Below are 26,464 nucleotides of genomic sequence, written 5' to 3' on the forward strand. Positions count from 1 at the left end.
TTTGGTTAGGTATTGGAGAGAGTTGACAGTTGACAGTTGACAGTTGACAGCGCTGCACTGAAGCTCAAGAAGTGTTGACCAATGATTAAGAAAAGGGTTAAGGGAGAAAGCTTAAATTATTTCACTTACCTTTCTCCTAAACTTAACCTCTGCAAGAAGCCTTCTCAGTTCCTTTGTGTCTTTGCGCCTTTGCGTGAGACAAATATATAATCCACCACAGAAGCACAGAGGATTTTTAAGTTAATAACAAACTACGGGTTGCTTGTTCAACGTCAGTTTGTTTAACTAAAGACTCACCAACTAACACAGAACGCGCCCCAACTTCAGCGACAAATGATAAATCGGCTGGTGTATAGATTCCCGACTCGCTGACAATGGTAATATCCAAACTTTGGATTTGTTGCTGTCGCTGGCTTAAGAGTTGCTGTGTGATTTTTAAATCAACTGTAAAATCTTCCAAGTTGCGGTTATTTATTCCCAACAAACGTAAATCTTTTAGTTGGAGGACTCGATCTAATTCAGCTAAAGTATGAACTTCTATGAGTGCATTCATACCCAAATCGTGAATTAGCTGGAGAAAGTTTTGCAGTTCTTCATCCGCAAGGATGGCTGCAATCAACAATACCGCATCTGCACCCGCAGTTCTGGCGAGATATATTTGGTAAGGGTCAATAATGAACTCCTTACATAGCAGGGGTAGCGAAACTTGCTGACGTACAACCCGGAGATTGTGGAAACCACCTTGAAAGAACTTTTCGTCAGTCAAGACAGATAGACAAGCTGCACCACCTTTTTCGTAAGATTGTGCGATCGCCACTGGGTCAAAATCTGCCCGAATAATACCACGACTAGGCGAGGCTTTTTTCACCTCAGCAATCAAGCTAGGTTTGTGAGAATTTTCCTGCAAAGCTTTTAAGAAATTCCGCACAGGCGGCGCAGTCTCTAACTGTTGTTGCAAAGCAGTTAAAGGTAATTCTTGTTGCAACTGCGCGACTTCTTGCTGTTTATGTAGCACAATCTCTTGGAGAATGTGGCGAGGGGGTGCAATTTGGTTAGTCATAGTGGAGTGGGGGAAGTGGGGAAGAAAAACCAATTACCAATTACCAATTACCAATTACCAATTACCAATTACCAATGACTGCGTATAAGTCCGCACTACATTTTTAATCATTGCTAAACCAACTTCACCAGCTAAAGTCATAATTGACTCTGGATGGAATTGAACTGCGGCGATAGGAAGTGTCTGATGTTCGATCGCCATAATCACTTCATCATCAGAAATCGCTGTCACCTTGAGTTCTTTTGGTAAGCGTTGCGCTAGTGCAAATAAGGAATGATATCTACCGACGGGAAAAGATTCGGGTAAACCTTGGAACAAGACAGAATTGGGTGCGGTCACGAAAATCCTAGAGGATTTACCATGTTGTGGGTAGTTAAGTACACCTAACTCACCACCGAAAGCTTCCACAATACCTTGCAGTCCTAAGCAGACACCGAACAAGGGGATTTGGCGACGAACGCAAGCAGCAACTACTTCTGGCACTTTAAAATCACTCGGTCTACCAGGGCCAGGAGATAAAACTACTAGGTCTGGGCGTTCAGTATCAAATAGTGATTCGGGGAAGCCGTGACGCAGTGTGGTGACGGTTGCACCTGTAGAACGGATGTAGTTAGCTAGGGTATGCACAAATGAGTCTTCATGGTCGATAAGTAAGACACGTTTACCTGGTTCGACATCAGGAACACATTTGCTGAGTTTTGCAGTACCACAATCTTCGATTTTTACATTTGTTTGTTTAGCACGGCGAATTGTTTCAAATGCAGCCGCAGCTTTGGTAATGGTTTCTTGTTCTTCTGCTTGAGGTATGGAGTCATATAATAAAGTAGCACCAACTCGCACCTCGGCGATTGAATCTTGCAATCTAATTGTCCGCAGAATTAACCCTGTATTCAAATCACCGTTAAAGCTGAGATACCCAACTGCACCACCATACCAACGTCGGGCGCTGCGTTCATGCTGTTCGATAAACTGAATGGCTGCCCGTTTGGGTGCGCCTGTGACTGTTACCGCCCAAGTATGGCTGAGGAAAGCATCCAAAGCATCAAACTCTGGTCGCAGTATGCCTTCTACATGGTCTACAGTATGGATTAAGTGGCTATACAATTCAATCTGACGGCGACCGATGACTCGTACTGAACCGGGTTCGCAAATACGAGATTTATCATTGCGGTCTACGTCTGTACACATTGTCAACTCTGCTTCGTCTTTGTGGGAGTTGAGTAACTGACGAATTTGTACAGCATCATCCAAAGCATCCTGTCCCCGGCTGATTGTACCACTAATTGGACAGGTTTCTACACGGCGACCTTCCACCCGGACAAACATCTCTGGTGATGCACCGATGATGTATTCCCCACCCAGGTTAAAAATAAATCCGTAGGGGCTGGGGTTAATTTGTTTGAGGGTTTCAAATAGTTTGCTGGGTAGTGCTTCGCAGGGTGTGAAGAAGTTTTGACTAGGGACTACTTCAAATAAGTCACCCCGACGGAAATAATCGAGGGCATATTCTACTAATTTAGAATATTCGCCTATTTTGTGATCACCATTTTGTGTAGGTGTGAGGCGTTGACCTCGATAGTCAATAGACTCTCCAGTGCGTGGGATATCATCAGTGCTGCCATACTCGGTCACAAAGTCATACTCTACCCTGAATGCTTGTTGTTGATAGTAATCTACCACTACCAGTTGGTCAGGTAAATAGAGGACTAAATCTCTTTGGTCTTGAGGACGTTCTAGGTGTTTGTTGATTTGCTCAAATTGGAATACTAAATCGTAACCAAATGCGCCATACAAGCCTAAATGTTCGTCTTCTGGACTAGAGAAGATATGGAGAATTTCGCGAATTACAGTAAATGTTGAAGGTTGTTTACTGCGTTCTTCTTCTGTAAAGAATTTATTTGCTGGTTTAACTAATCCAGTTAGTTGGTGATAATTTTGTGTAAGTTCTTCGAGTTGTTCTGATTGAGATAGACGCTCAAATATTACTGGTAAGAGTATCTGACCGCGATCGCTTAATGCTGTGATCGTAAAAGTATTTTCTCTTGTAGTTAATTCTAGAGGTGGATTGACAAATCCTATTGCCCATCTCTTATATCTACCTGGATACTCATAACTACTGGTCAGCAAGCCGCCACGCTGCGAGTTTAAATAGAATAGAATCTCTTCCAGGGCTGTCTCCATCTTTACTGGAGTGATGAAGCGTGAGACATGAACACCCCCAAGGGTTGTATAATCATGGGAATCGGCAATCATAGATAGGCTCTCTAGAATATTTACTATTTATTTAATCAAAAACTTGTTATTGCTGTGGTAGGGGACAGGGGACAGGGGACAGGGGACAGGTTTAAAAGCCTTTGGTTATCCCGATTTTATGGTGAATTTCCTCCCCGAATTATCTGTTATCTACTATGCAATTTAACTTTGGGCAATAACAAGTTTCAACAATTTGAGGTTTTGAAACTAAGACAAATAAAGATTTATTGCCAAAGTTTAAGGTAAATAGGGCGTTGCTGAATCAAGATATGAATTTGTCTCACGCAAAGGCGCAAAGGCGCTAAGTTACAAAAAAAAAGGAAGGTCATTTTGCGATTTCATATTCCAATTCAGCAACGCCGTAAATAGCTCTTTCTTGTAAACTCTTTATTCAGACTACTGAATTTTTATAACTCTTAAAATGAAATATCTTTAGATGTGGGTATCAATTTCTTAGCATGGTCATTGACTATTTATTAGATTTTGTTCGCATCTAGCTAAAGTAGGAAAAATTTATAAGTCTTACGCAGGAAAATTAGTTGATTCGGTAATAGGTTGAGCTTGATTGCTAATTGTCTTCTACCATTACCAATCCCCGCGATATGATAAGTGTTTAAGCGGACATTTCTATCAGATGTTTGAGAATTAATTGATAAACATCAGTTGCCATAATTGCCGGGGAGTCTAAAAGATGAGATTGTTGAGTAATGAATAATGGCCCCTGTGAGGGAGAAGGGGGAAAGCAACCATGAGAACCTTTAACCAAAGAAGCATCTAAGGGAATGACATCCATCAAATAGCGAAAACCTAGTTTCTTTTGAATTAGCTTAGAAGCAATTTTGAGTTGGGGTAGTTTAATTTCGGGGTCAAGGAAAAGTTCTACAGGGTCATAACCGGGTTTGCGGTGAATATCGACAGTTCTGGCAAAGTCGGGTGCGCGATGGTCATCTAACCAGTAATAATAGGTAAACCAAGCGTCTGGTTGGGAAACTGCGACTAACTCACCTGAACGTGAATGGTTGAGGTGGTAGGTAGGCTTTTCGGTTTCGTCTAAGATGTAGGCAATGCCATCTACTTGTTCGAGGAGCGATCGCACCTTGGGAATGTAGAATGGATCATTGACATAAACATGAGCTAGTTGATGGTCGGCTACTGCAAAGGCAATACTTGCACCAGCATCTAGCAATTCTCGCCCTAGTTCTTCCCTGACTGTCAGTAAGCCATGTTCGCGCAAGATGCGATTGATATGGATGGGTTGGGAGACCGAGGTAATACCATATTCAGATAATACAATAACTTGTGCGCCACGGCTTTCGTAGTATTGAATTAAGTCACCACATACCGCGTCAATTTCTTGTAAATCTTTGGCTACCTTAGTTGTGTCGGGGCCTTGTTTTTGTAAACAGTAGTCGAGATGGGGTAGATAGATGAGTGTGAGTGTAGGGTTGTGGCGTTCATCAACAAACTTGGCTGAGTCTGCTATCCATTGGGTAGAAAGAATTGATGTGTTCGGCCCCCAGAAGTTGAATAATGGGAATTGACCTAGTTGAGATTGCAGGTGCGATCGCAACTCTGCTGGTTGAGTATATATATCAGGTAATTTCCTCCCATCAGCCGGATACATCGGTCGAGGAGTCACCGAATAATCAACTGAGGAGTACATATTGTACCACCAAAATAAGTTAGCACAAGTAAAGCTGGGGTCTATTGCCTTAGCAATGTCCCAAATTTTGGGTGCTTGAACTAGTTTGTTAGACTGTCGCCAAAATTTAACTTCACACTCATCACGAAAATACCACCCATTAGCAACAATTCCATGTTCATCTGGTGATTTACCTGTAAGATAAGTTGCCTGTGCTGTACAGGTAACAGCAGGTAATACTGGTTCAACTGTTACAGCTTTTCCTGTAGATTGCCAGCGTGAGAGAAAGGGTGTATGTTCACCTATAAGGCTGGGTGTTAATCCGACGACGTTGAGAATAACTGTTTTCTGCATAATAAATACTAATAATATAAAAGAAATACTATTATGAGGTCTAACTTTCAACTGTCTGTGAAAAACCTCTATCCTACGAATACCTGACATCTTGCACCTTATCAATAAGATGATGCCTCCCTGCACTGCCCACCCTACGAAATAATCAGCCTTTTAGCTTGTGATTTTGGCAATAAGAGACTGGTGCAAGATATAAGATACAGAGGCTTTGATTTCTCCCCCTTCCCTGCCTACGGCACGCTGCGCGAACGTAGGGAAGGGGGCTGGGGGGTTAGGTCTGAGTTTTTCCACATAATATGAAAAGTCAGATCAACTAAGAACTAATTCTCTCGTTGATAGTTTGTTTATCACCCATGCAAACTCACGCTGAATTGAAGCAGGCAAATCAAGCTTTATATCGTCTGGTAAAACTTCCCAGGTGTAGGTTTCAATTTCCAGATGGTCGCAGAAGTGATGACTTTGCAACAATTCTAATACATTCTCAATGTCACTTTGAGTAGACTTTAATAGTTGGTAATCATGAATGAAAATAGGTACATGAAAATGTATCCGCCACTCTTCATCTATGGTATTTGCCAAACTGGGTAAAGCCGTTTCTAAATCTCGATAGTGAACTAATTTATTATGGCTGGTGCGGGCAATTACTTGATGTAAATATGTGGACTCAGCGAAGGGACGCAATCGTTTAATTAACAGATGCCTTTTCTGCACATCCTGCGGTATTTTAACTTGTAATGCGGCACTAATTTGAATTTTGCCAATGCGTATTCCTGCCGCTTGGAATTGGAGAATAACTGACATGGGGTCTTCATATTCCAGTGCAAAATGGCAGGTGTCATAACAAATACGTACATGGTCTAAAATGTAACTCTCCGCCGCCTCTTGCGTAATACCTAATTGCCTGCTTAAATAAACTCCAGCCACTGGTAATAAATACAACTGGAAGTAATCAACTACTTCAGCAGCGTTTTCAATTAATCCATCTGGTTCTGGTTCTAAATCTAAGTGCAAGATTTTTCCCTGTTCCCAGCGGATACGTACCATATATTCTACTACTTGTGCTATGTTCTGGCTGGCATCAATAAATACTGGCGCTTGCAGCAGTTGATTTCTCTTGAACCAGGGTTTGTATGATAAGGGTACTGTAGAAATACTACCTTCCATACCAGGGGGTAACAATTCTGCTAGGATTTGCGTTAATTGTAAGGTGTAGTCTAAGCGTTCCTGCTTAGACCAATCTGGTGAATAAACTTGGTCTTTAACTACTTGTTGATGGAATTGTCCGTAAGGGAAGCCGTTGAGGGTGAATACATATAAGTTGTTTTCTGTCAACCATGACTTAAACTCAGTCAAGGTATTTCCTTTAAGTAATTCTCTGGCTGCAACCTCTGCTAAACGTAAGCCAATACCAAATGGTTGTTCTGGCGCTAGTTTTGTTTTCAGGGGTGGGATGTATTGCTGGAGGTTAGCAAAGACTTTTTCCCATTCTTCGCCTGGGTGGATGTTGGTGCAGTAGGTGAGGTGGAGGTTGTTATTGCCGATTTTCATAGGTATGAGGGTATAGGGGTATAGGGGTGTGAGGGTATAGGGGTATAGGGGTATTTATTTGTAAGTATAATTACATTATTAATTCCTTTCCTTACACCCCTACAACGCCACTTGCTTACACCCAGTCTGAACAGACAACCTTTGTATACAAGTCCTGTATTAAAGAGATTGCTTGTTTGTAGATAGATAAATCTACTTGGTGGACTTCAATTCCTTTGCCGATATGTTGTAAGAGTGTGATGGTGAGTTCGCCGCCTAAATGTTCACGGAACTCGGTTAAGCCTGGGAATAGGGATGAGGTATCGGTGAGTTCTGGGATGTATAGTTGAAAACCTAGTGCTGAGATTGTGTTAAGTATTTGTTGCCATTCTGAATGAGACAGCCATCCCAACAGGTAGGAGTAGGTGCTGTCTAAAGCGATACCAATGGCTACGGCTTCGCCATGTCGTAAGCTGTAATTTGTCAACTGTTCTAGTTTATGGGCTGCCCAATGTCCAAAGTCTAGGGGGCGGGATGAACCTTTTTCAAAGGGGTCGCCGGCATTGGCAATGTGTTGTAGGTGTAATTGGGCGCAGCGATAGATGAGCATCTGCATGGTGTCCATGTCTCGCAGAACTAAGGCTGCGGTGTTTTCATGGATGAAATTAAAGAAGATGGGGTCTTTAATGAGTGCAACTTTGATAGCTTCAGCGATACCGGCACGCCAATCGCGATCGCATAATGTACTTAAGAATGCAGAATCGTTAATTACGGCGTAAGGTGGGGCGAATGTACCCAAAAAGTTCTTTTTGCCAAAGGCGTTGATGCCGTTTTTCACACCAATACCAGAATCATTTTGCGCTAAGACCGTTGTGGGAATGCGAATTAGTCTCACTCCCCGATGGGCTGTGGCGGCTGCATAGCCGATTAAATCTAACACTGCACCACCACCAATTCCTAAAATGTAAGAGTGGCGACATATCCCCGCAGTTTCTACCAGTTGGTGAATTTGGTCTAATAAATTGGGGTCGTTTTTAGCAGCTTCTCCTCCAGGGACAAGCATTGGTGCAGAGGCTAAGGTTAATACCTCAGCGTAGAAGTTTGTATAATTGGCAATTTGCTGGAGTAAGTCAGGACAGAACTCTAATAAGCCTGCATCTACTACCACGACAACCTTCTGAGGTTTTTTATCGCCGTCAGATGTAATAACCTGTGCTAAGGTAGGGTTTTTTAAACTGAATAAATTATTGGTAAAGTGAATTTCGTAGTTAAATGAAACGGCAAAATTTTGTTGAATAGGTTGTAAGTTAACTTTTGTTTTCTGTCTAATATCAAGTATCATATTTTTGCTTCCATAATTACAGCGCGATTTAAAGCTTGAATAAATAACTCTACTGAGCCTGAGCCTTTAACTTGGATTTTATTATTGAGGATAAAAAAAGGTACGCTAGTGATGCCATTCAACCGGGCGAAGGATGATTCCGCGACAATTTTATCGAAGAAATTATGATTCTCTAGCTGATATCTTAACTCTGTTGCCTCCATGTGATAGGTTTTACCTATCTCAACAAGAACATTAATATCACCAATATTCAACCCATCTTCAAAGTAGGCTTGATAGATTGCTTCTACAACCTGATTTTTGATATCGTCGGGAGCGATCGCAATCAACTGATGAGAAAGCTTAGTATTCACAGCTAAAGTGATTTTATCAAAATCTAGCTTAACTCCAGATGCCGCACCTATAAGTTTTGTTTCATTAAATAAATTTTCCAGTGCTTCTGGTTGTATACCTTTCCTTTCCTGCATAAAACTCCGAAACTCATAGCCAGATGCCGGAACAGTATCATCAAGGAGAAATGGATGCCAACGGATATTTACTGTTTCTTGTTGCCATTGTGATAAAGCATCAAAAAGGTGTTTTTTGCCAATGCGACACCAAGGGCAAACTGTATCGTGAAAAATGTCAATCAACATAAAGCATTAATTTAATGAAATCTATTAAATCCGGTATCTTTGTTTTCTGTAAATGTATAAGTAGCTGGTAATAAAGAATTATCTTCTTGTTGGAAGAAAGCCTGATGTTCCTCAAACTCCTTAATTAGACCTTCTCTATCTTTCCGCGCCACCAATTGGGCCAAACGTTGATAAGTTTCCGCTAAATCGTTAATTACTTGACATCTTTCTTCGGTCGCCAAGATGATATCAACACATAAATTTGGATTTTGTTTAAACAAACGTTTGAGAATTTCGATTTCTTGACGATAACTAGGGGATGACATTAATAAACTACGTTCTAGGTCAATATTTGCCTCTGCTAGAAAAACCCCAAGGCTAAGTCTGTAAAAATGTTGTGTTGCTTGCACAAACACCATCATCTGGTCATGTTCTTCAGGCGTACAAGTAATTAATTCCCCCCCTTGATTTTGCAGGAAATCTAATAACCATTGAAAGGATTCATCATGACGACCAGGACATACTACTATTTTCTGCCCGGAAAAAGATTGCACACTCGGCCCAAACATAGGATGTAATCCCATGACAGGGCCTTGATGATGTGTCAACATCGCCTGAGTTGGCTGAGTTTTAATACTAGTAATATCACATAACGCTGTGGTGGGAGAAAGATATTTAGCGGCACGTTTGATAACATCAACTGTATGTTCGATGGGAACAGAAACTATGACTAATTCAGCCTGACTTAATAATTGTTCTGCAAAGTCCCAGTCTTGGTTTCCTAGAACATTAACTTTATGCCCTATAGCCAGAAGTTTTTGGGCGAATAATTGACCCATTCTACCACGACCACCAATAATAGTGATTTGGCGGGATTTAACATTATTGACTGATGTAAACTCTACATCAATTGAGGATTGTATAGACATTTTTCCTCCGGTTGTTTGTAGTGAGAACTTTAGTCCTCTAATCAACAGGTTACGCAAACAAGACAAACTGAATTACTTAGAACTCAACTCAGGTAATATCTGTAAATTCTCCCCAGCTATAACATCAGTAAATAATTGTTCATAGCTATCCAAAGCTTGCTCAAAAGCATAGTTTTCTATAGCAAACTTTCTGCCTTGATGACCTAATTGTGTAGCTAAATCGGGATTTTGATATAACTTGAGTATTGCATCAGCTAAAGCCTGGGGTGACTCTGGCGGAACCACAACACCACCGCCACTTTTGCGGATAGCTTTAGCCGCAGTACCAGTTGCGGGAACTGAACCGATAATTGGGCGATCGCTTGCCATCAACAATGGTATTTTAGAAGGCATATTAAAGGAAACTACATTGCTTTTCTGCACAACTAAACCCACATCAGCCGCCGCCAACATTTCCGGTAATTTCTCTCTAGGTTGCAGTGATAGCAGTAACACATTATCAGCACCGCAACTCACACAATATTGTTGCAGCCTAGCTAAAGATTTAGACTCACCTGCAATGACAAAAGCAATTTCCGGAATATGGCGTAACCGAGACGCTGCTTTAATTACTGTTTCTAAACCTTGAGTCAGGGCGATATTTCCCGAATAAAGCACTACAAATTTATCATCAAGGTTATGAGCTTTTCTCCAAGAATTATTTTTAGGAGCTTCAGAACTGATAAAATTTAAGTTTACCCAATTAGGAATGCAGGCAATTTTACTATTAGGTACACCTTTATTCACTAAATTATCGACAAAACCATCAGCGATAACGCTAATAGTATGAGCAGTACGATAAGCAAATTTTTCTATAGATTCCAAAGCTCGAATCATTAATTTATTTTTAATTAAACCGACACGAATTCCCGCTTCTGGTAAAATATCTTGTACATTCAACACAACCGGGCAATTATATATTCCACCCAGTAGACTTGCAGGTAAAGAAACTAAAAGCGGTGGTACTGTCACCAGAATTACATCCGGTCGCCAACCGTTCAAAGCTTGGGGAAGACTACTAGCAACAAAACTCAACTCCAGCAACAGCCTATCAATCAAATTAGGATTAGATTTAATTCGTAAATAGCAACGCTGAATAATGACACCATTTCTTTCTTCCGTTTGATAAAATTTTCCTTGATATTCATCATATATGCGGCGTTGAGGATAGTTAGGCATACCTGTAATGACCCGCACTTGATGACCTCTTTTAACTAAACCTTCCGCCAGTTCAGTCATTAAAGGTGCAATACCAATTGGTTCTGGATAATAATTGTAGGAATAAATCAGAATTTGCATGATTAGTTATTAGTCATTAGTCATTAGTCATTAGTCATTAGTCATCAGTTAAAACCTTGGCTTTTGACAGCCTCAACGTGCAAATCTTATCGGCGTATATCGGCGTATATCGGCGGTTAATTTCTCCAAATCTATTGCCACGCCAGTAAAAACAATTTAGACTAGTGGCAAGAATAAACTTGTAAATTAGCCAACAATCTAACATCTGATTCATCTGCGTTTATCTGCGTTCATCTGCGTTCAATTTTTTTTCAAATCTGTTACCACATTTTAGCCTTGCCAGTACACTAGTTAAGTCACAGCAAAAATTTGCGACAATATCATCGAAAGTGGTAAAAGACTGAGAACCAACAACCCATAGGGCAACCCAGCAAAACCCGCCGCCAAGGTAGTATCTAAAATAATTAAAGATAATACACCAGCCCTAACTGCAATACGTATATGTTCTGGAGTGGGTTGACTTGCAGCATTGATAAAAGGAATCAATACACGGATAGCCAGTAATGTCAAGAATGGTAATGCTGTCAGGACTTGATAATCTGTTAACCATCCTAAACCTAACAACCCAACCATCACCGCAGTAATTAATAATAAAGCGATAATACCAGTACTCGATTTGCCTCCTTGGACTTCACCACGACTTAAAGCTGTGATAGCCGCAATGTAAACTATGGGAATTAAACCTAAAAACCAATAATCGCTAATTGCAACTGGAACCACACTCACCCCAAGTAACAAGTTACCGCCTCGGCAAAATCCCATATTGATGGGGCCGAAAATGGGGTGGTGTTTGCCAAAAGCATCATATAATAGAGCAGAAGTTGCGATCGCCAAAGCTAACACCGCACTCAACCAAGAAACCTGCGCCGCCGCCGCCACACCCCCAACTAACAGCGAACCCCCCAACAAACTTGCACCAGTACGCGAAGCCCTACCACTAGGAATTGGTCTTTCTGGTCGTTCTTTGGCATCTAACTCAGCATCAAAGACATCGTTAAAAACGATACCGCCGCCATATAAGCCTGTGGTAGCTAGGAGTAACCACAGGAGTGGGGTGAGATTGAGTTGTACAAAATAGCCAGAAGCCGCAAAGCCAGCCACAATATCAGCCCAAGCAGTGATAATGTTGGCGGGGCGCAGTAGTTGGAGGTATGCCCAAAAGCGGTAGGTGTTGAAGGTGGCGGTGTTCATGATTTGACTCACGCAAAGGCGCAAAGAAGGAAAGGAAGAGATTTTAGCGTTGCTGAATTACGAATTAATGCTGTGTGAGACTTATATCAAGTCCTGACTTTTCACGGTATCTGGAAAACCCCTCTCCAAACCTCTCCCCTACAAGGAGAGAGGCTTTGATTTCTCCCCCTTCCCTACTAGGGAAGGGGGCTGGGGGGTTAGGTCTGGCGTTAACTTTTCCACATGACGTGAAAAGTCAGATATCAAGTCCAGTTAATTACTTCTATATGCTGGGTTTAGTCGGTAATGGCTTAAGTTTCATTGATAATTATTCTCTACTATTACCAATTACCCATTACCCATTACCTATTACCAACCCCCACGATATGATAATAGTTTAAGCGCAAATAACATCATTCAATCAACGCATATTCACGCTGGGACTCTACCAATGGTTGTTGTCCCCGGAGAACAGAGTTATCGTTGAATTTTTGTCTTTGGTCGATGGGTGGGAGGTTTAGCCAGTCTGACTCGTGCATTTGACCGCTTTGGCTGTAGGCGGCGATCGCATTTTGATAGCAGACTTTTTTTACATCCACCTCAGAAATGCCCCGTTCTAGCATGAGTAGGGCGGTTTTGGGAACTGCGAGGGGGTCGCTTACGCCCCAGTCGGCGCTACTATCAACGATAATGCGATCGCTACCATATTCACGGACAATTTCTACCATACGTGCATTCCCCATTTTGGTATTTGGGTAAATGGTGAATGCAGCCCAAAAGCCTCTATCTAAAACCTCTTTGACCGTTTCTTCATTATTATGGTCTACAATTACCTGCGATGGTTTTAACCCATGCTCAATACAGACATCCATACTCCGGCTTGTACCCGCTTTTTTATCGCGGTGTGGTGTATGAATCATCACCAACATATCTAGTTCTTTCGCCAGTTCCAATTGCAGGCGGAAATACTTATCTTCGGCGGGTGTCATATCATCGTAACCAATTTCCCCAATGGCTACCACACCTTCCTTACAAGCATACAGAGCCAATAGTTCCATAACTTGCTCTGCCAAAGGTTCATTGTTAGCTTCCTTGGAATTTAACCCAATTGTACAGTAATGTTTAATACCAAACTGCGAAGCCCGGAACCTTTCCCAACCAACCAAACTGCTGAAATAATCCTGAAAAGAACCAACATGAGTACGTGGTTGTCCAAACCAAAAAGCCGGCTCAATTACCGCCACAATTCCCGACTGACGCATCATCTGGTAATCATCTGTCGTGCGCGAACTCATGTGAATATGGGGGTCGATAAACATCATATCTTTAGTAATAATATTGTTCATAATTGGGGACTGGAGAAGGGGAAAGGGGAAGGGGAAGGGGAAAAGGGGAAAGGAAGAAGCTTTTAATCTGTGACAACTGACAACTGATAACTGATAACTGTCAACTGTCAACTGTCAACTGACCAAATTTCTCTACCAAAGTCCAAATTTCACCAGATACAGGACGTTTAGCACTGTAGCGTTCGCTAGCATAATCTGTTAACATCCTGGCTAATTCCTGGTTGGCACGGGAATCTAAACCTTGAATTAAATGCAGAGGACTACCCACAAATAACGCTTTCAATACCATCTGATTCCAAGCTAAAGTATCAAAATACTCTGCTGGGTATGGGTTGCGTAACGCTACCGCATTAAATACTGCCGTCATGTTACTACGTACACCCTCAGCCGCCCGCTTTTGCCAGCGTTCTGGATAAGGTAGCAAAGGTAAAGCTTGATACAGTGTGACTAATTCACCGACATCGGCGGATTTAAAAACTTGCTCTAAAGTATAAACGTACTTTTCTGGATGATATTTAGGTAAGCTTAATACTAATAATGTGCGTGCAGTTTGGTCTAGGCTCCAATGAGTAGGAAACCAGTCTGAACGAATTTCTGAAGCTGCTTTTAGGTCTTGTGCGGTTAGCTGTAGTTGTAGTTTGCCTATATATCGGGGAACAGCGCTAAATGCAGTAAAAAATACTCGCACATTATCACCGTTTTCAATTCTTTCTCTTTTGTCTTCTAACCAAGCAACACCTTCTGGACTCGCTTGTTGTATGATCCAATGAAGTAATAATTCGCTAATATTATTTAGTTTTAAATCAGTGACGGCAGACATAATAGTTAACTAAGTTAAATTGATTAGTTCCCTGGCATTGCCAGGGAACAGTTTTACACTCATATCTTGCACCACTTTGTTATTGCGAAAATCGCAGCCCGAAACCCTTATGATTTCGTAGGGTGGGCATTGCCCACCACTAGCTTATTGAGAAGGTGCAAGATGTCAGTACAGCATTAACAGGGAAAATAGGGGCAGAAATTAAACAACAGTAGATTTTTGTTGCCGATTTCTTCTAAATTTGACAACACTAGCCCCAACTGCAACTACGCCCAGACCTAAGAGGGAAGCCGGCTCAGGAACTGAAGTTGCACCTTCAACACTTAATACTTGAACACGACCTTGGAAAAAATCACCTACATAAACTTTGCCATCATCGTAGTGTAAGCCGGCAGTCCAGTTAAATGTCCCTGGTGACAGGTCAAGAGGATCACCATAAGGAGAGCTTCCACCCTGTGCTGGAGGTGAAACAACTTCACCCTCTGCATTACGGGCTGGTTGACCATAAGAAGCCAGGAATTTACCGTTTTTATCAAATACTTGAACACGGCTATTTTGGGAGTCGGCTACGTAGATATTTTCGTACTCGTCTAGGTCTATACCAATTGGTTCTCTAAACTGACCGGGTTGTGAACCTGTGGAACCGAAGGAGAACAAGAAGTTACCATCAGCATCTAAAACTTGAATGCGACCATTGTATTGATCGTTGACGTAAATTCTGCCAGTTTTCTCAGAGATAGTTAACCCAGCAGGCCCGGAAAATTGTCCCTTGCCACTTCCAGAACTACCAATAGTTTTGATGAGCGTCCCCTCTGGATTATATACCTTGATGATATCGGTGCTAAAGTCGGTAACATACAAATTACCATTTTTATCAAAGTCCATGCCTCCAGGGCCGAAGAATGTTCTACCCTCTACAGGCCCACCAAATGAACCAAAGGATGTTTTATAATTACCTTGGGCATCAAACACATTAATCCGGCTATTGTAAACATCACCAACGTAGATATCGCCTGTGATGGGGTTAAACTTGATATCTGCTGGCTCATCAAATTGTCCAGCACCGCTACCAGTACTACCAATGGATCTTAAATAGTTACCTTGGCTATCGAATATATCTACCCGGTCGATACCCCGGCCGTTACTGATATAAATCTCGCCGGTCGAGTCCTGTACTCCTATACCTTGGGGAACAGCCAGCGTTCCGGGAGTACCAGGAAAATCACCGTTCTCAAAAGTGGCAGGTCTACCAATACTGCTTTCGTATTTTAAGGATAAAGCTTGAGCTTCACCTATGGTTGCTAGTGTCATTAATCCAGCACCCGCAAGTGTAATTGACAATTTTTTTATTAATGACATCCGAGTTTGACTCCTCAACTATTTTTAAATCAGTACTGAAACGTTGGACAGGTGAGTCCAGTCCTGTAGGCGGTGAGTGCAGCCACAGGTGCGGCTCTGCCGCCGGGTGGACTGCCGTTCGCCCTTGGCGTTCTCGAAGAGTACCCGGAGGGGTTTCCCGCGCCCTGGGAACTGGCGAACCCGGAGGGTAACAGGTTCAAAACCTGCTGACTATAAAGATTCTGTGATTCTTCAATGTCCTAACCTATGTGGCTACTGCCATATCAGCAAAAAATTTTTTGTAGGGTATTCGATAAAGGTATAGCTGTATACCTATACCTTTATACTGTTTCTAAACCTTTTCTAGTTTTGCACCAACCAATTCCTTGCTGTTACTACGTTTGCGCTTCTTCATCATGAAAGCAGCACCTAAAGCAGCCGCAGACATTGTACCCAATGTTACGGAAGGTTCGGGTACTGTGACATCAATAGCGATGATTTGACCTGTACCTGCAAGTCTGGCTCGGTTGGAAATATAAAGTCTACCATCGGGGCCATAGGTAATACCAGAAGCAGCTTCTAGTCCGTTACCGCTCCAAATGGTTGTACGCTTACCTTTGGGAGAAATTTTAATCAACGAACCACTGATGTCACCAATGATATTACCGCCCTGTTCAATTTCCTTCCATTCGGAAGTATTAATGTGTTGTAAAACGTATAAGTTGCCTTCTGAGTCGTAGGTAACACCTGTTAATTGGGTAAAGCCATCAGCGATAATTTCAGTTTCCAAAGTTTCAGGATCTACTCTGAAAATACGTGCTTGCCCTTCTGGATAAGGGAAGTAAGTATATTCAGTAACTGTTAAGCTACCATCTGGAGCAGTGACAATACCTGTAGGTACGGACTGTTGTGTAACTGGTAAGCTATTGGGATCTGTACCTGATCCTAAGTCTGGGTATTCGAGCTGATCTCTAGGAACTTCATCTAGTGGGAAGGAATTTACCTTTTTGATACCACTGCCATCAAGACCTACAGAATAGATGGTGTTACCACCGCCATCAACTACATAAGCAACATCATCTTTAATAGTGAAGGCGTAGGGGTTGGAAATTACATCAGTGCCATCAGGATTATTGGCTGCTTCGTAAGCAGCAAAATCTGCAATGGGGGTTAATTCACCAGTGGCTAAATCGATTTTATATAATCTTCCCAGGTCGGGGGATTGTAAGACTGTATCCCGGTTATTGGGGTCGCCAGCCAGACCAGTCAAGAGATAAGCATTACCTTTGGAATCAAATTTAATATCCGCAGGCCCAGCTGCTTGTTCTCCAGAAGGAGATAAAGCTAGAGAGGTAAGACTAGAGAGAACGGTTGACTTTGTACCGTCTTTGCTAATTTTGCTCACAGAACCATTTTGACCAGCACACAAAGGTATGTAGCCAGCGCTGGGTGATGCAATACATCTACCATCAGCACCATCGCCACCTCGGCCACTTTCTGTAACGTACAGATTACCCTCAGTATCGAAGGTGAGATTTCTGGGGTTATCCAAGCCATCGGCTATTACGGTAAGTTTGGCAGCTTGGGCGGCTTTGGGCATGAATGCAAAAGCAATAGAAAGACTAATAAGGGTAATGGCAAATGGCTTGAGTTTCATTTGTCGGAAGGTTTAGATATTAATGAGGTTGAAAAATTTTCAGTCATTATTTATGACTGGTATGAAGTTGCCAAGGTAAAGTCTTGGTGCGGTTTGTGTTACGTTTTTGATGACGCAACGAACCAACACTGAAAATGCTAAAGGCTACTATGCCAGCAACAGCAGTAGGTTCAGGGACAGACTGGGGATGATCAATTCTGATGATTTGTCCTTGTCCAGGGCGATCGCTACGATTAGATATATAAATCGCACCATCACCACCAATGGTCAAAGCGTTGGGTGACTCTAGTCCATTACCACTGAGGATAGTTTTTCGCTTACCATCAGGAGTTATTTTGATTAATGAACCATTAACGTTACCTTTCCACGCTGACTGATTGGCATACTGTAAGGCATACAAATTACCATCACTATCAAATTCCAAGTCTGTCAAATGGGTAAAGCCATCTGCGTAAACTGTTGTCTTCCCATCAGTACCAACTCGAAAGATTTTGGCTTCACCTTCAGCAAAGGGGAAACCAGTAAATTGACTAACGTAGTAAGCACCATCAGGGCCTTTGACGACACTGGAAGGTACTACTTGTACAGATAACTCCGATGGCGGTTCTTCTGTGGGAGTTGGTACTTGTCCGGGTTCGGTGGATGGTTCACCGTCGGGGGGGAAGGTAGGGTTAGTCAATGTTTCTTCGGGGAATACAGTCAACGCTTGCAAGTTAGAGCCATCTTTTTCCACACTTAACAAGTCGTTAGCGCCTGCATCAACAACGAGTAAGCGATCGCCGTCGATATACAACCCCAAGGGATTACTATTCAGATCACTACCATCAGGATTATTCACCAACTCATAGTTAGATATGTCAGCAACAGTCGTCCATGAGTTAGTTTCAAAATCGGCGGTGATAATTTTGCCCAAGTCAACATCGCCAAGACTACTGCGGAAGCTCGGATTAGTCCCATATCCCAGCAAAATATAGGGCTTTCCTGTAGCATCAAATTGGATGTCTCTCGCTCCACCAGCGTTTGAGCCATCAGCTAGGGCGATAGAAGGTAGTCCTGAGAGTGCAGTTTGAGTTTGACCGTTCTGAATTTTCAGAACTCTACCCGTTGCACCATAGCACAAGGAACCTTGACCAGTTACAGAGGAAACGCAAGCTCCATTACCCCCTGTTCCAGCTTCGGTGACATATAACGCGCCATCAGGGCCAAAACTTAATCCTCTGGCGTTATTCAGACCGTCCGCCACTACTGAAAAAGATGCAGCTTCCGCAGCTTTCATTCCTGAAAAGGTGGCAACACAAAGGGTAAATAAGGTAATTGTGAGTTGTTTGAGTTGGATGTGTTGCATGGTCTGAGATTTTTCAACGCGGAGAGATGGGAGGTTAGCGCAAAGTAACAGCTCTAGTCTTTTCTGTAGAGACGTTGCATGCAACGTCTCTACATCTTCATAAGGAATTGCTATTAGCGGCTAGCTACTAATTCTTGTTGTTTAAGTTTGTGTACTGGTACATAGCTCATACCCCGGTCGAAGGATGCGAAGTTGCCAGCTTTGGCTTCTAGGAAACGTTTGATGTTCATGCTCTCAGCGCCAAAGTCTTCTATCTGAAGCTTGCCGTGAGGGAGTTGTCCATCATTTTTCCAGAAGGTGATGCGATGGAGGATGAAACCAGTCGCTTCAGGGTCAGCGAAGGAATAAGCGGCGGGGATGAGTAAAGCTACAGAACGCTGATAATAATTGTGTTCTGGGTAGAAGTATTCTTCTTCTAGTAGGTAATACTTGCTCAGGCTATGGACACGTACAGATATTGTGACTTTTTGGTCGTATTCGTCCAGAAAATCACCAGACTGACCCCTTAGTTCCCCTACTGGTCTAACTAAATGCGCCCAATCATCAATATTTTTGACTTCTGTTAAATATTCAACTCCCAATTCTACAGGAGCATCTACATAGATGGTATCTGTATCAATAAAGTAGCGTCCTTTGGCTGCTGTTGTCAAACCCTCTCTACGTTCTAAGTTAGCTTTGAGGGAACGGCATTCAGAAGTATGCACTGTATGAATACCTTGCATAATCATTTGTGTTTGCCGACCAGGATCAACAAAGCTTAACCAATGGAAGTACACACCTTTTTCATCTGTTCCCGGTTCAATATAGTCTGGGGGAAACAGTAATACGGGATAAACTTGGAAATATTGATTGTACTCTAACCCGCAATGCCACTCGATGCCATAAAATAGTGGGTTTTCGAGTTTCTTAACATGATAATATAAATTTCTTTGATAACCGGATGCAGTGCCTATCCAAGTATCTTCATCAACTTGTTCCTGCATCCGACTGAATAATGTCCAATCATCTAAGTTTTTCAAACCGCAAAGATATTTGAATGCGGTTTCTGGTGATGTGGCAATATATGCGGATGTCGCAAAGGTATTCTTTTCCACTGTTCGCTCCTCAAATTAATAATTTCTGACTCAGTTTTATGCAGCTACTGGCTGCTTTTTACTGATTCTTGCCTTCATAATTCTTTCATCCGCTAGCCGTTTTGAAGCATCATTTGTAGTAATGCTTTGCTGTTTGGCAATATTAAAAATTGCTAGCAGTGTGTCGTAAATATTATTGACTTGCTTGAAGGCTTTATCTTCTTCGTAGCCAATCATCTCGTTGTAAACGTTGATAATACCGCCGGCATTAATTACATAATCAGGACAGTAGAGGATGCCTTTTTCTACTAATCTTTGACCATGTAGGCGCTCATTTTCTAGTTGATTATTGGCTGCGCCAGCAATAATTTTGGCTTGGATTTGGGGAATAGTTTGACTATTAATAATTCCCCCCATAGCGCAGGGAGCAAAAATATCTACTGCTTGTGAGTATATTTCATCTGGTTCTACTACTGTAGCACCAAAACGTTGTTTTATTTCAGCAGTTTTCTCAGGACTAACATCAGCGACAATTAGCTCGACACCATGTTCATGTAGATGGCGACAAAGGTTACTCCCAACGTTGCCTAATCCTTGTACGGCAACCTTTAGACCATCAAGTCTCTCGGTTTGCCAGCGAAATTTGACAGCAGCTTTTAGCCCTAGAAATACACCTAAAGCTGTAATGGGAGCAGGGCCACCAGATTTCTCTTCCACACCAACTACATATTTAGTTTCTTGATAAATTGTGCGGACATCATCTGGTGTGATGTTCATGTCTTGTCCGGTGATAAAACGTCCTTTGAGGCTTTCGACAAAATGTCCATAAGCTCTCAACATTTCATCTGTTTTATCTGCGGGGTTAGCAATAATCACTGCTTTGCCACCGCCAGCAGGAATGTTTGCACAAGCTGCTTTATAAGTCATCCCCCGGCTGAGACGCAAAGCATCTCTTAAAGCTGCTTCTTCATTAACATAAGGATAGAGTCTTGTTGCTCCCATTGCTGGGCCTAAGCTGGTGTCATGGATGGCAATGATGGCTCTGATGTCTGGGTTTTTCCCATGACAGTAGAGGATTTGCTCGTGACCCATTTCTCTAACTGTTTCAAATAGCTGCATTTTGGTTTCTCAATAATGGGAGGTAAGTGGGGACAAAATTTAGCTGTGGTTTTGGTAATGGGTAATCGGTAATAGTCAAAGCTAGTTATTTATTACCGATTACCAATAAGGACAAACATCAATCATTAGGCGTTGGGATCAATCTAGGGAGTGTGAAGAATTCTTGCGAAACTGTTAGCTAATGTTGCCACTCTGTATAATTAGGGAGTTCAGAAATTGGAAGCTTGATGTTTGTCCAAAAAAGCGGAAAATTTCTAACTTCATTGTTTTGGTTATTGGTATGAATTGAGAAGTTCTCTTTTCATACCATCTTCTTGAGCGATCGCTTCAGACATATTTTTGGGCATCACACCAAGGGGAAGGAGATGTGTTTGGTGGCTGCTGATTTGCCATTGCCGTTAGTAGTGGATTTCACCCCTTGGGCTGCCAAACTCTTGTTGCGTCCGCCAGAGGGTGCGGGGCGGTCTGCGTCGATGATGACATCGACAACGAAGGGGCCATCAGCTGCGATCGCCTGTTTTAAAGCCGCCTCTAAATCAGACTCATTCAACACAGCAATCCCATCTGCGCCCATACCACGAGCAATCATGGCAAAGTTGGCTGGGGGAATCTCTGCATCTGCGCCCTTCAATCCCAACACCTTCATGCCTTGATAGCACATATTGTATCGGGCATCGTTAAGCACAATCCAAATCGCCGGAATCTTATATTTCACGGCTGTGCTGATTTCATTATTCATCAGCATTGCCCCATCACCTACAATCGCTACAGCTTTACCGTTCCGGGCTTGCGCTGCACCGACAACACCTGTAGCTGCATGACCCATTGCACCTACTCCGGTGCTAACACGGTAACGATTGGCTTCATTAAACCGCAAACAATGAGTAGACCAAGTAAATGAGTTACCACACTCCGCCAAAACTATTGCATCGCTACCCTCAACCACAATCTTTTGAATAGCAGCCATCAATACTTCTGGACGTACTGGGTAGTCTGCACCGTCGGGGATGGGATCGAGTTGCGGACGAGGTAAAGACAATCTCCCAGTATGAGGAGTTGCGGGAAAATATTGCAAAAGATCCTGCAAATAGGTCTTGATGTCAGCTTGAATTGAAAAGGTGTTGGCGTGGGGATAAGCCACTCCGGGAACTTCCGGGTCAATATCTACGTGAACAAAGCCCTTGGCGGGAATCATCGTGGGACTCCAGAAAGAAGTCGGTTCACCTAAACGGGTTCCTAATACGAGAGTACGGGCTGGGGTTTGCTCCTCCATATAGGTAATGACAGAAGCATCACCACCCAATCCTGTCACACCCACAAACTGGGGATGGTTTTCGGGAAAGATACCTTTACCACGGGGTGAGCAAAAAACGGCTGCACCTGTTCTCTCGGCTAGCTGACGAATTTCTGCAGCCGCATGACGCGCCCCAAAACCAACCCAAATGGCAAAGGGTTCGGAGGATAATAACTCTGCGGATTTAGCAATCTTTTCTTTGTGGGCAGTTACCCGATAATCAGCCACATTCAATTCTGGCCAAGATATGCCTTCTACAAGGCTTGTCTGTACACCTGTAGGAATACTGATGTGGGCAACAAATCCGCCTGGTTGGGCTAAACCCAAAGCTAGTTTGCGGAAAATTTGCGGTAGTTGAGCGGCTGATTCTAAGGTAATAGCGTAGTTGAACAATACACCAGAAGTAAATATTCCCCCATTAGGTAAGGTGTAGCTGCTGGTTTCTTGAATTGCCCAGCGTCCACGTTGGGGCGATGAGGTACAAGCTGATAACAGAATCACCTTTGCACCTTCACCACGGGCGGCAAATAAGCCTGTGAGGGCGTTGGTAATACCTGGCCCGGCTGTTGTAAATACCACTGTGGGGTGATTATTGGCAAAGTAGGCTTCAGCAGCAGCAAAGGCGGCTCCTGCTTCGTGGCGGAAGTTCAACACTTGCAGGGCGCTATTGGATAGGGCATTCCACAGACTAGCCATTGCGCCCCCAGCCACACCGAAAGCACCAGATACGCCCAAGTTGACTAGCATTTGCACAATGGCTTCGGCAACGGAGACGGTGGAGTTTGCTTGTTGGGCAAACAAGGGCTTAACTTCTATATCGTTTAACTCACGGGAATCATGAGATAAAGATTCAACATATTGACTGCTGTCTGTGGGTAATTCTTTGTACAGCTCACCAGTCAGAATCTGGGAGTTGGCATCAGTATATTTTTGACTCATTTGGGTTCAGTTAATTCCAGAAGTTTGCACAAGGTTCTCTCGGCTATGTTTAGCCATAGGGTGAAATCTAAGGTCAAGAAACTTGTTGCTTGTAGTATTAGCGAGGTTGGGCTGAGGCAGTAGTAGAGGTTAGGTTACAGCTTTACAACCCAGGAAAACTTTTAAAGCAGTTATCAGTTGTCAGTTACCAGTTATCAGGCTTATGCTGGGGGATAAAGAAGCGCCAAGATACGCCTTCCACCAATTGGTGTGGTGTTTCACCAAGGATTTAACTGATAACTGTTCACTGTTCACTGTGAAAAACAGGTCGGTAGTTATGAAGACAAGCCTACGTGAAATCAACACTAGCTTGCAATGAAGAATCTTTTGTTTGCACTTACCAATTCTTTCGGACTCGCTAGCATAAATGAATCTTGGGCAAAACATAGCAAATTCTCTAGGCATCTTGCACTATTTGTTAAGTTATGTCACATTACTTAAGGAAATAATTCTTTACTTAGACTTCAATACCTAAGTAATTATGCTCAATACTTGGCAGTATACTGATATCTTTTTCGATGTAAATCGAACTAGTTACGCTGGTACTATTGCCGAGGCAAAATCAATTTTAATTGATGAAAACAGTCAATCTAAATTGTTGAGTTCGCTTTAGAGCATAGTAATAAATTACAACAGCCAAAATATGACAATTATGATAGTAACGCTAACTGATTTTTTGTTATGTGCCAGCATCCGTTGTTGTGTTTTTCTCCGGACATCCCATCAGTGGTGAGGATTTGTTAGTTGTCAGTGGTCGGTAGTTAGTAGCTGGTTTTAAATATCCATGAAACAATGGACTATTCAATCAGATCAAAGAAATTGACAACTAAACAAGCGATCGCGTCACCAAATCTATGTCTAATGATAGATAGCTTTTTAGAGGTAGAGGTCTGGTAGAGGGCAATGTATTTCTAATGACAGATGAATCAACTGATACATCCATATTAGATTCCTGAGTGAGTAATTTAAGAATAATTAAGAGGGCTAGTTAATGAGAAGATAACTGCAAATTTAGGCGAAATTAGGATTTTGGTTGGAATTATTGAGTTACTTGTAGAGGAGTAACACGAAATATGCAAAAAGAAATAGAGGTTTCCCTGGCTTTACATAAATAACACATAAAATTCATCTAAAAAATACATACAAATCTATACATTGATTTCGAGGAAACCCTCGTAAGGAGTCGGGTTTTACTATGCCTATAGGTAAAAATCAAAGCTGTTTTGGAGTTCTAAAACGTAATGACTATCCAGTCAGAGTTAGATTTTAAGTTTGCTCATTTTCTGATAAACAACACTGTAGAAGCAGCCTTTTGCTTAGGGGAGGACTGGCAGTTTCTCTATGTCAATTATGCAACTTGTCGCCTGATTGAATATTCTCGTGAAGAATTATTGACGATGAGTTTGCCAGATGTAGATATAGATTTCTCTGCGCGTGATTGGGCGAAAATTCAATTACAAGATTCTGGCATATTTAAAACTCGCTATCGCGCCAAAAATGGGAGAACATTTTTGGTGGAAATATCACTGACTTTTATAGAAGATCAAGGCAGAAGATTTGGCTGCGCTTTTGTACGGGAAAAGAGTAGCGAAATAGTAGATTTAAGTGTACAAAAGTGGCTGAATGAATTAAGAGAAGCCAACAACAATCTGCAACAGCAAGTTGCGGAATTGAAGAAAAAAGAGACTAATTTAGAAACATCTCTATCTGTATTGAGTTCGACTCTTGAATCTACTGCGATCGGGATTGTTTCTCTGAATTTTGAAGGCGATATTCTTAACTATAATCAAAAATTTGCGGAAATGTGGAGAATTCCACAGGCTTTAATTTTATCTAAAAAATGTCCGCGCTGCAAGGCTTTTTTTGAAAGCCAACTCAAAGACCCTGACACTTTTAATAGAATGATTTGGGAGGTTTCTAGTACATCGAATATCGAGAGCTACGATGTTTTAGAATTGAAGGATGGTAGGGTTTTTGCTCAATATTCTCAGCCGCAGTGGTTGGGTGAAAAAATAATTGGCAGAGTCTGGAGTATTTGGGATATTACCAAATCTAGACAGACAGAAGAAGCATTGCGTTTGAATGAAGCAAGATTCCGTGCTTTGGCTGAGACTAGTGATGCGAGCATCTTTCTCATCCAAGGTAAGCAATTTTGTTATGTTAATCCCGCAGTACAGGTACTAACAGGCTACACTAGAGAAGAACTATTAGATGGTTTTGATATTCGCAGGCTAATTAAACAGAGAAAAGGTAGACAGATACGTAATTCGGCTAAAGCAGCTAATTTTGAGTATCAAGAAATCACTATTCTGACTAAAAATGGTGTGGAACGTTGGTTAGCTGGTGCGGTAACAACAATCGATAGCACGATTGATTTTCAAGGTAAATCGGTGGAAATGATCACAGCTATTGATATCACCGATTATAAACAAGCTGAATCAGAACTTAACCAGGCTTTAGAACAGGCAAAACATCTTGGTGAATTAAGAGCAAGTTTTCTTGCTATGGTTTGCCATCAATTCCGAAATCCTTTAAATATAGTTTCTTTTTCAAATAACTTACTGAAGCGATATCTTGATGGGGAAACAGAGGAGACAGTGCAACCAATACTCGACCAAGTTCAATTATCTATTCAACAACTTAACCAAATGTTGGATGATATGTTGTTCTTTGCCAGGACAGAAGCAGCCAAGCTGAAAGTCGAACCGAACCAATTTGAGTTAGTGGAGTTTTGCAATGATTTAGTCGCACAAATGCAAATGGGTAACTTTCCCAATCTGATTAATTTTATCAGCCAGGAGAACTATCTAACAGTTTGGATGGATAAGAATATATTAGATTCGATTCTGAAGAATTTGCTAGATAATGCCGTGAAATATTCTCCCTCTGGTAGTATGGTGGAGTTGAAACTTTTCCGTAACAATGAAAAGGTAGTTCTGCAAGTCAAAGATAGTGGAATTGGCATTTCCTTACCAGACCAAAAACGACTTTTTGAACCATTTTACCGAGGCAACAATGTTGATCATATTCCAGGTACTGGACTGGGACTGTCGATTGTGAAAACACTGGTAGATTTACATAGCGGTCAAATTGCTGTGGAAAGTAAAGTTGGTGTAGGTACAACATTTACCGTAATTCTACCATACACAATATAAACCTTATTTGTTCCAAGTTCTAAGTGTTAAGTTTTTACTTCATATTTATGAAATGGAACAAAGGGATATTGCTTAACACTGAATGCAGAGATTGGTAAAGACTATTGATG

Annotated in this window: 21 protein-coding genes; 3 read left to right on the forward strand and 18 right to left on the reverse strand. The window is 42.0% G+C overall.

The features are described 5' to 3' along the window. Positions 1 to 235 precede the first annotated feature (235 nt). From trpC to scyF, 13 genes are all read right to left on the reverse strand, one after another. Complete coding sequence (trpC, locus tag H6G83_RS05890) at positions 236 to 1,060, reverse strand: indole-3-glycerol phosphate synthase TrpC (protein ID WP_190468380.1); 825 nt, start codon at positions 1,058 to 1,060, stop codon at positions 236 to 238. A 54-nt stretch (positions 1,061 to 1,114) separates the two neighbouring features. After that, entirely contained in the window at positions 1,115 to 3,313 is a 2,199-nt protein-coding gene (locus tag H6G83_RS05895) for an anthranilate synthase (RefSeq protein WP_190468382.1), read from the reverse strand. A 613-nt stretch (positions 3,314 to 3,926) separates the two neighbouring features. Then, positions 3,927 to 5,309 (reverse strand): alkaline phosphatase family protein, encoded by a 1,383-nt coding sequence (locus tag H6G83_RS05900; protein ID WP_190468384.1) that lies wholly within the window; start codon positions 5,307 to 5,309, stop codon positions 3,927 to 3,929. Positions 5,310 to 5,618: 309 nt separating this feature from the next. Further along, the gene (eboE, locus tag H6G83_RS05905) at positions 5,619 to 6,857 is read right to left on the reverse strand and encodes a metabolite traffic protein EboE (RefSeq protein WP_190468386.1); all 1,239 of its coding nucleotides are present in this window, start codon (positions 6,855 to 6,857) and stop codon (positions 5,619 to 5,621) included. Between the two features lie 115 nt (positions 6,858 to 6,972). Beyond that, the gene (locus H6G83_RS05910) at positions 6,973 to 8,178 is read right to left on the reverse strand and encodes a 3-dehydroquinate synthase (RefSeq protein WP_190468388.1); all 1,206 of its coding nucleotides are present in this window, start codon (positions 8,176 to 8,178) and stop codon (positions 6,973 to 6,975) included. Next, complete coding sequence (locus tag H6G83_RS05915) at positions 8,175 to 8,813, reverse strand: DsbA family oxidoreductase (RefSeq protein ID WP_190468390.1); 639 nt, start codon at positions 8,811 to 8,813, stop codon at positions 8,175 to 8,177. The genes H6G83_RS05910 and H6G83_RS05915 overlap by 4 nt, the downstream gene beginning before the upstream one ends. 11 nt (positions 8,814 to 8,824) lie before the next feature. After that, positions 8,825 to 9,721, reverse strand: a complete 897-nt coding sequence (gene tyrA, locus H6G83_RS05920) for a bifunctional chorismate mutase/prephenate dehydrogenase (RefSeq protein WP_190468393.1) — start codon at positions 9,719 to 9,721, stop codon at positions 8,825 to 8,827. A 72-nt stretch (positions 9,722 to 9,793) separates the two neighbouring features. Continuing rightward, positions 9,794 to 11,059: a glycosyltransferase family 4 protein gene (locus H6G83_RS05925; RefSeq protein ID WP_190468396.1), complete on the reverse strand. Its 1,266-nt coding sequence runs from the start codon at positions 11,057 to 11,059 to the stop codon at positions 9,794 to 9,796. A gap of 37 nt (positions 11,060 to 11,096) precedes the next feature. Further along, positions 11,097 to 11,273 carry a hypothetical protein gene (locus H6G83_RS05930; protein ID WP_190468399.1) on the reverse strand — a complete coding sequence of 59 codons (177 nt, stop codon included), beginning with the start codon at positions 11,271 to 11,273 and terminating at the stop codon, positions 11,097 to 11,099. A gap of 77 nt (positions 11,274 to 11,350) precedes the next feature. Then, complete coding sequence (gene eboC / locus H6G83_RS05935; protein ID WP_190468402.1) at positions 11,351 to 12,250, reverse strand: UbiA-like protein EboC; 900 nt, start codon at positions 12,248 to 12,250, stop codon at positions 11,351 to 11,353. Between the two features lie 392 nt (positions 12,251 to 12,642). Further along, positions 12,643 to 13,575 (reverse strand): TatD family hydrolase, encoded by a 933-nt coding sequence (locus H6G83_RS05940; protein WP_242044436.1) that lies wholly within the window; start codon positions 13,573 to 13,575, stop codon positions 12,643 to 12,645. A 100-nt stretch (positions 13,576 to 13,675) separates the two neighbouring features. Continuing rightward, a complete protein-coding gene (locus H6G83_RS05945) occupies positions 13,676 to 14,395 on the reverse strand; it encodes an EboA family metabolite traffic protein (protein WP_190468405.1) in 720 nt (239 codons plus the stop codon). Positions 14,396 to 14,596: 201 nt separating this feature from the next. Then, positions 14,597 to 15,754 (reverse strand): scytonemin biosynthesis PEP-CTERM protein ScyF, encoded by a 1,158-nt coding sequence (scyF, locus tag H6G83_RS05950; RefSeq protein ID WP_190468408.1) that lies wholly within the window; start codon positions 15,752 to 15,754, stop codon positions 14,597 to 14,599. Between scyF and H6G83_RS05955 the strand changes: the two genes are divergently transcribed. Continuing rightward, positions 15,748 to 15,945, forward strand: a complete 198-nt coding sequence (locus H6G83_RS05955) for a hypothetical protein (protein ID WP_190468411.1) — start codon at positions 15,748 to 15,750, stop codon at positions 15,943 to 15,945. The two genes, scyF and H6G83_RS05955, sit on opposite strands and share 7 nt — an antisense overlap. Positions 15,946 to 16,085: 140 nt before the next feature. On the opposite strand, the gene H6G83_RS05960 is transcribed toward H6G83_RS05955, so the two are convergent. The 5 genes from H6G83_RS05960 to scyA all read right to left on the reverse strand — a co-directional run bounded on the left by H6G83_RS05960 (position 16,086) and on the right by scyA (position 23,160). Then, a complete protein-coding gene (locus tag H6G83_RS05960; protein ID WP_190468414.1) occupies positions 16,086 to 17,390 on the reverse strand; it encodes a ScyD/ScyE family protein in 1,305 nt (434 codons plus the stop codon). Positions 17,391 to 17,436: 46 nt separating this feature from the next. Next, complete coding sequence (locus tag H6G83_RS05965) at positions 17,437 to 18,735, reverse strand: ScyD/ScyE family protein (protein ID WP_190468419.1); 1,299 nt, start codon at positions 18,733 to 18,735, stop codon at positions 17,437 to 17,439. Between the two features lie 113 nt (positions 18,736 to 18,848). Beyond that, positions 18,849 to 19,829, reverse strand: coding sequence for a scytonemin biosynthesis cyclase/decarboxylase ScyC (scyC, locus tag H6G83_RS05970; RefSeq protein WP_190468423.1), 981 nt, complete (start codon positions 19,827 to 19,829; stop codon positions 18,849 to 18,851). Positions 19,830 to 19,865: 36 nt separating this feature from the next. Then, the gene (scyB, locus tag H6G83_RS05975) at positions 19,866 to 20,927 is read right to left on the reverse strand and encodes a tryptophan dehydrogenase ScyB (RefSeq protein ID WP_190468426.1); all 1,062 of its coding nucleotides are present in this window, start codon (positions 20,925 to 20,927) and stop codon (positions 19,866 to 19,868) included. Positions 20,928 to 21,273: 346 nt separating this feature from the next. Then, complete coding sequence (scyA, locus tag H6G83_RS05980) at positions 21,274 to 23,160, reverse strand: scytonemin biosynthesis protein ScyA (RefSeq protein ID WP_190468430.1); 1,887 nt, start codon at positions 23,158 to 23,160, stop codon at positions 21,274 to 21,276. Positions 23,161 to 23,680: 520 nt separating this feature from the next. Between scyA and H6G83_RS35810 the strand changes: the two genes are divergently transcribed. Both H6G83_RS35810 and H6G83_RS05985 read left to right on the forward strand, forming a co-directional pair. Next, positions 23,681 to 23,812 carry a hypothetical protein gene (locus tag H6G83_RS35810; RefSeq protein ID WP_277876284.1) on the forward strand — a complete coding sequence of 44 codons (132 nt, stop codon included), beginning with the start codon at positions 23,681 to 23,683 and terminating at the stop codon, positions 23,810 to 23,812. Between the two features lie 628 nt (positions 23,813 to 24,440). Continuing rightward, entirely contained in the window at positions 24,441 to 26,354 is a 1,914-nt protein-coding gene (locus tag H6G83_RS05985; RefSeq protein ID WP_190468433.1) for a scytonemin biosynthesis sensor histidine kinase, read from the forward strand. Positions 26,355 to 26,464 lie beyond the last annotated feature (110 nt).

The sequence above is a fragment of the Anabaena azotica FACHB-119 genome (assembly GCF_014697625.1).
Lineage (GTDB): Bacteria > Cyanobacteriota > Cyanobacteriia > Cyanobacteriales > Nostocaceae > Trichormus > Trichormus azoticus_A.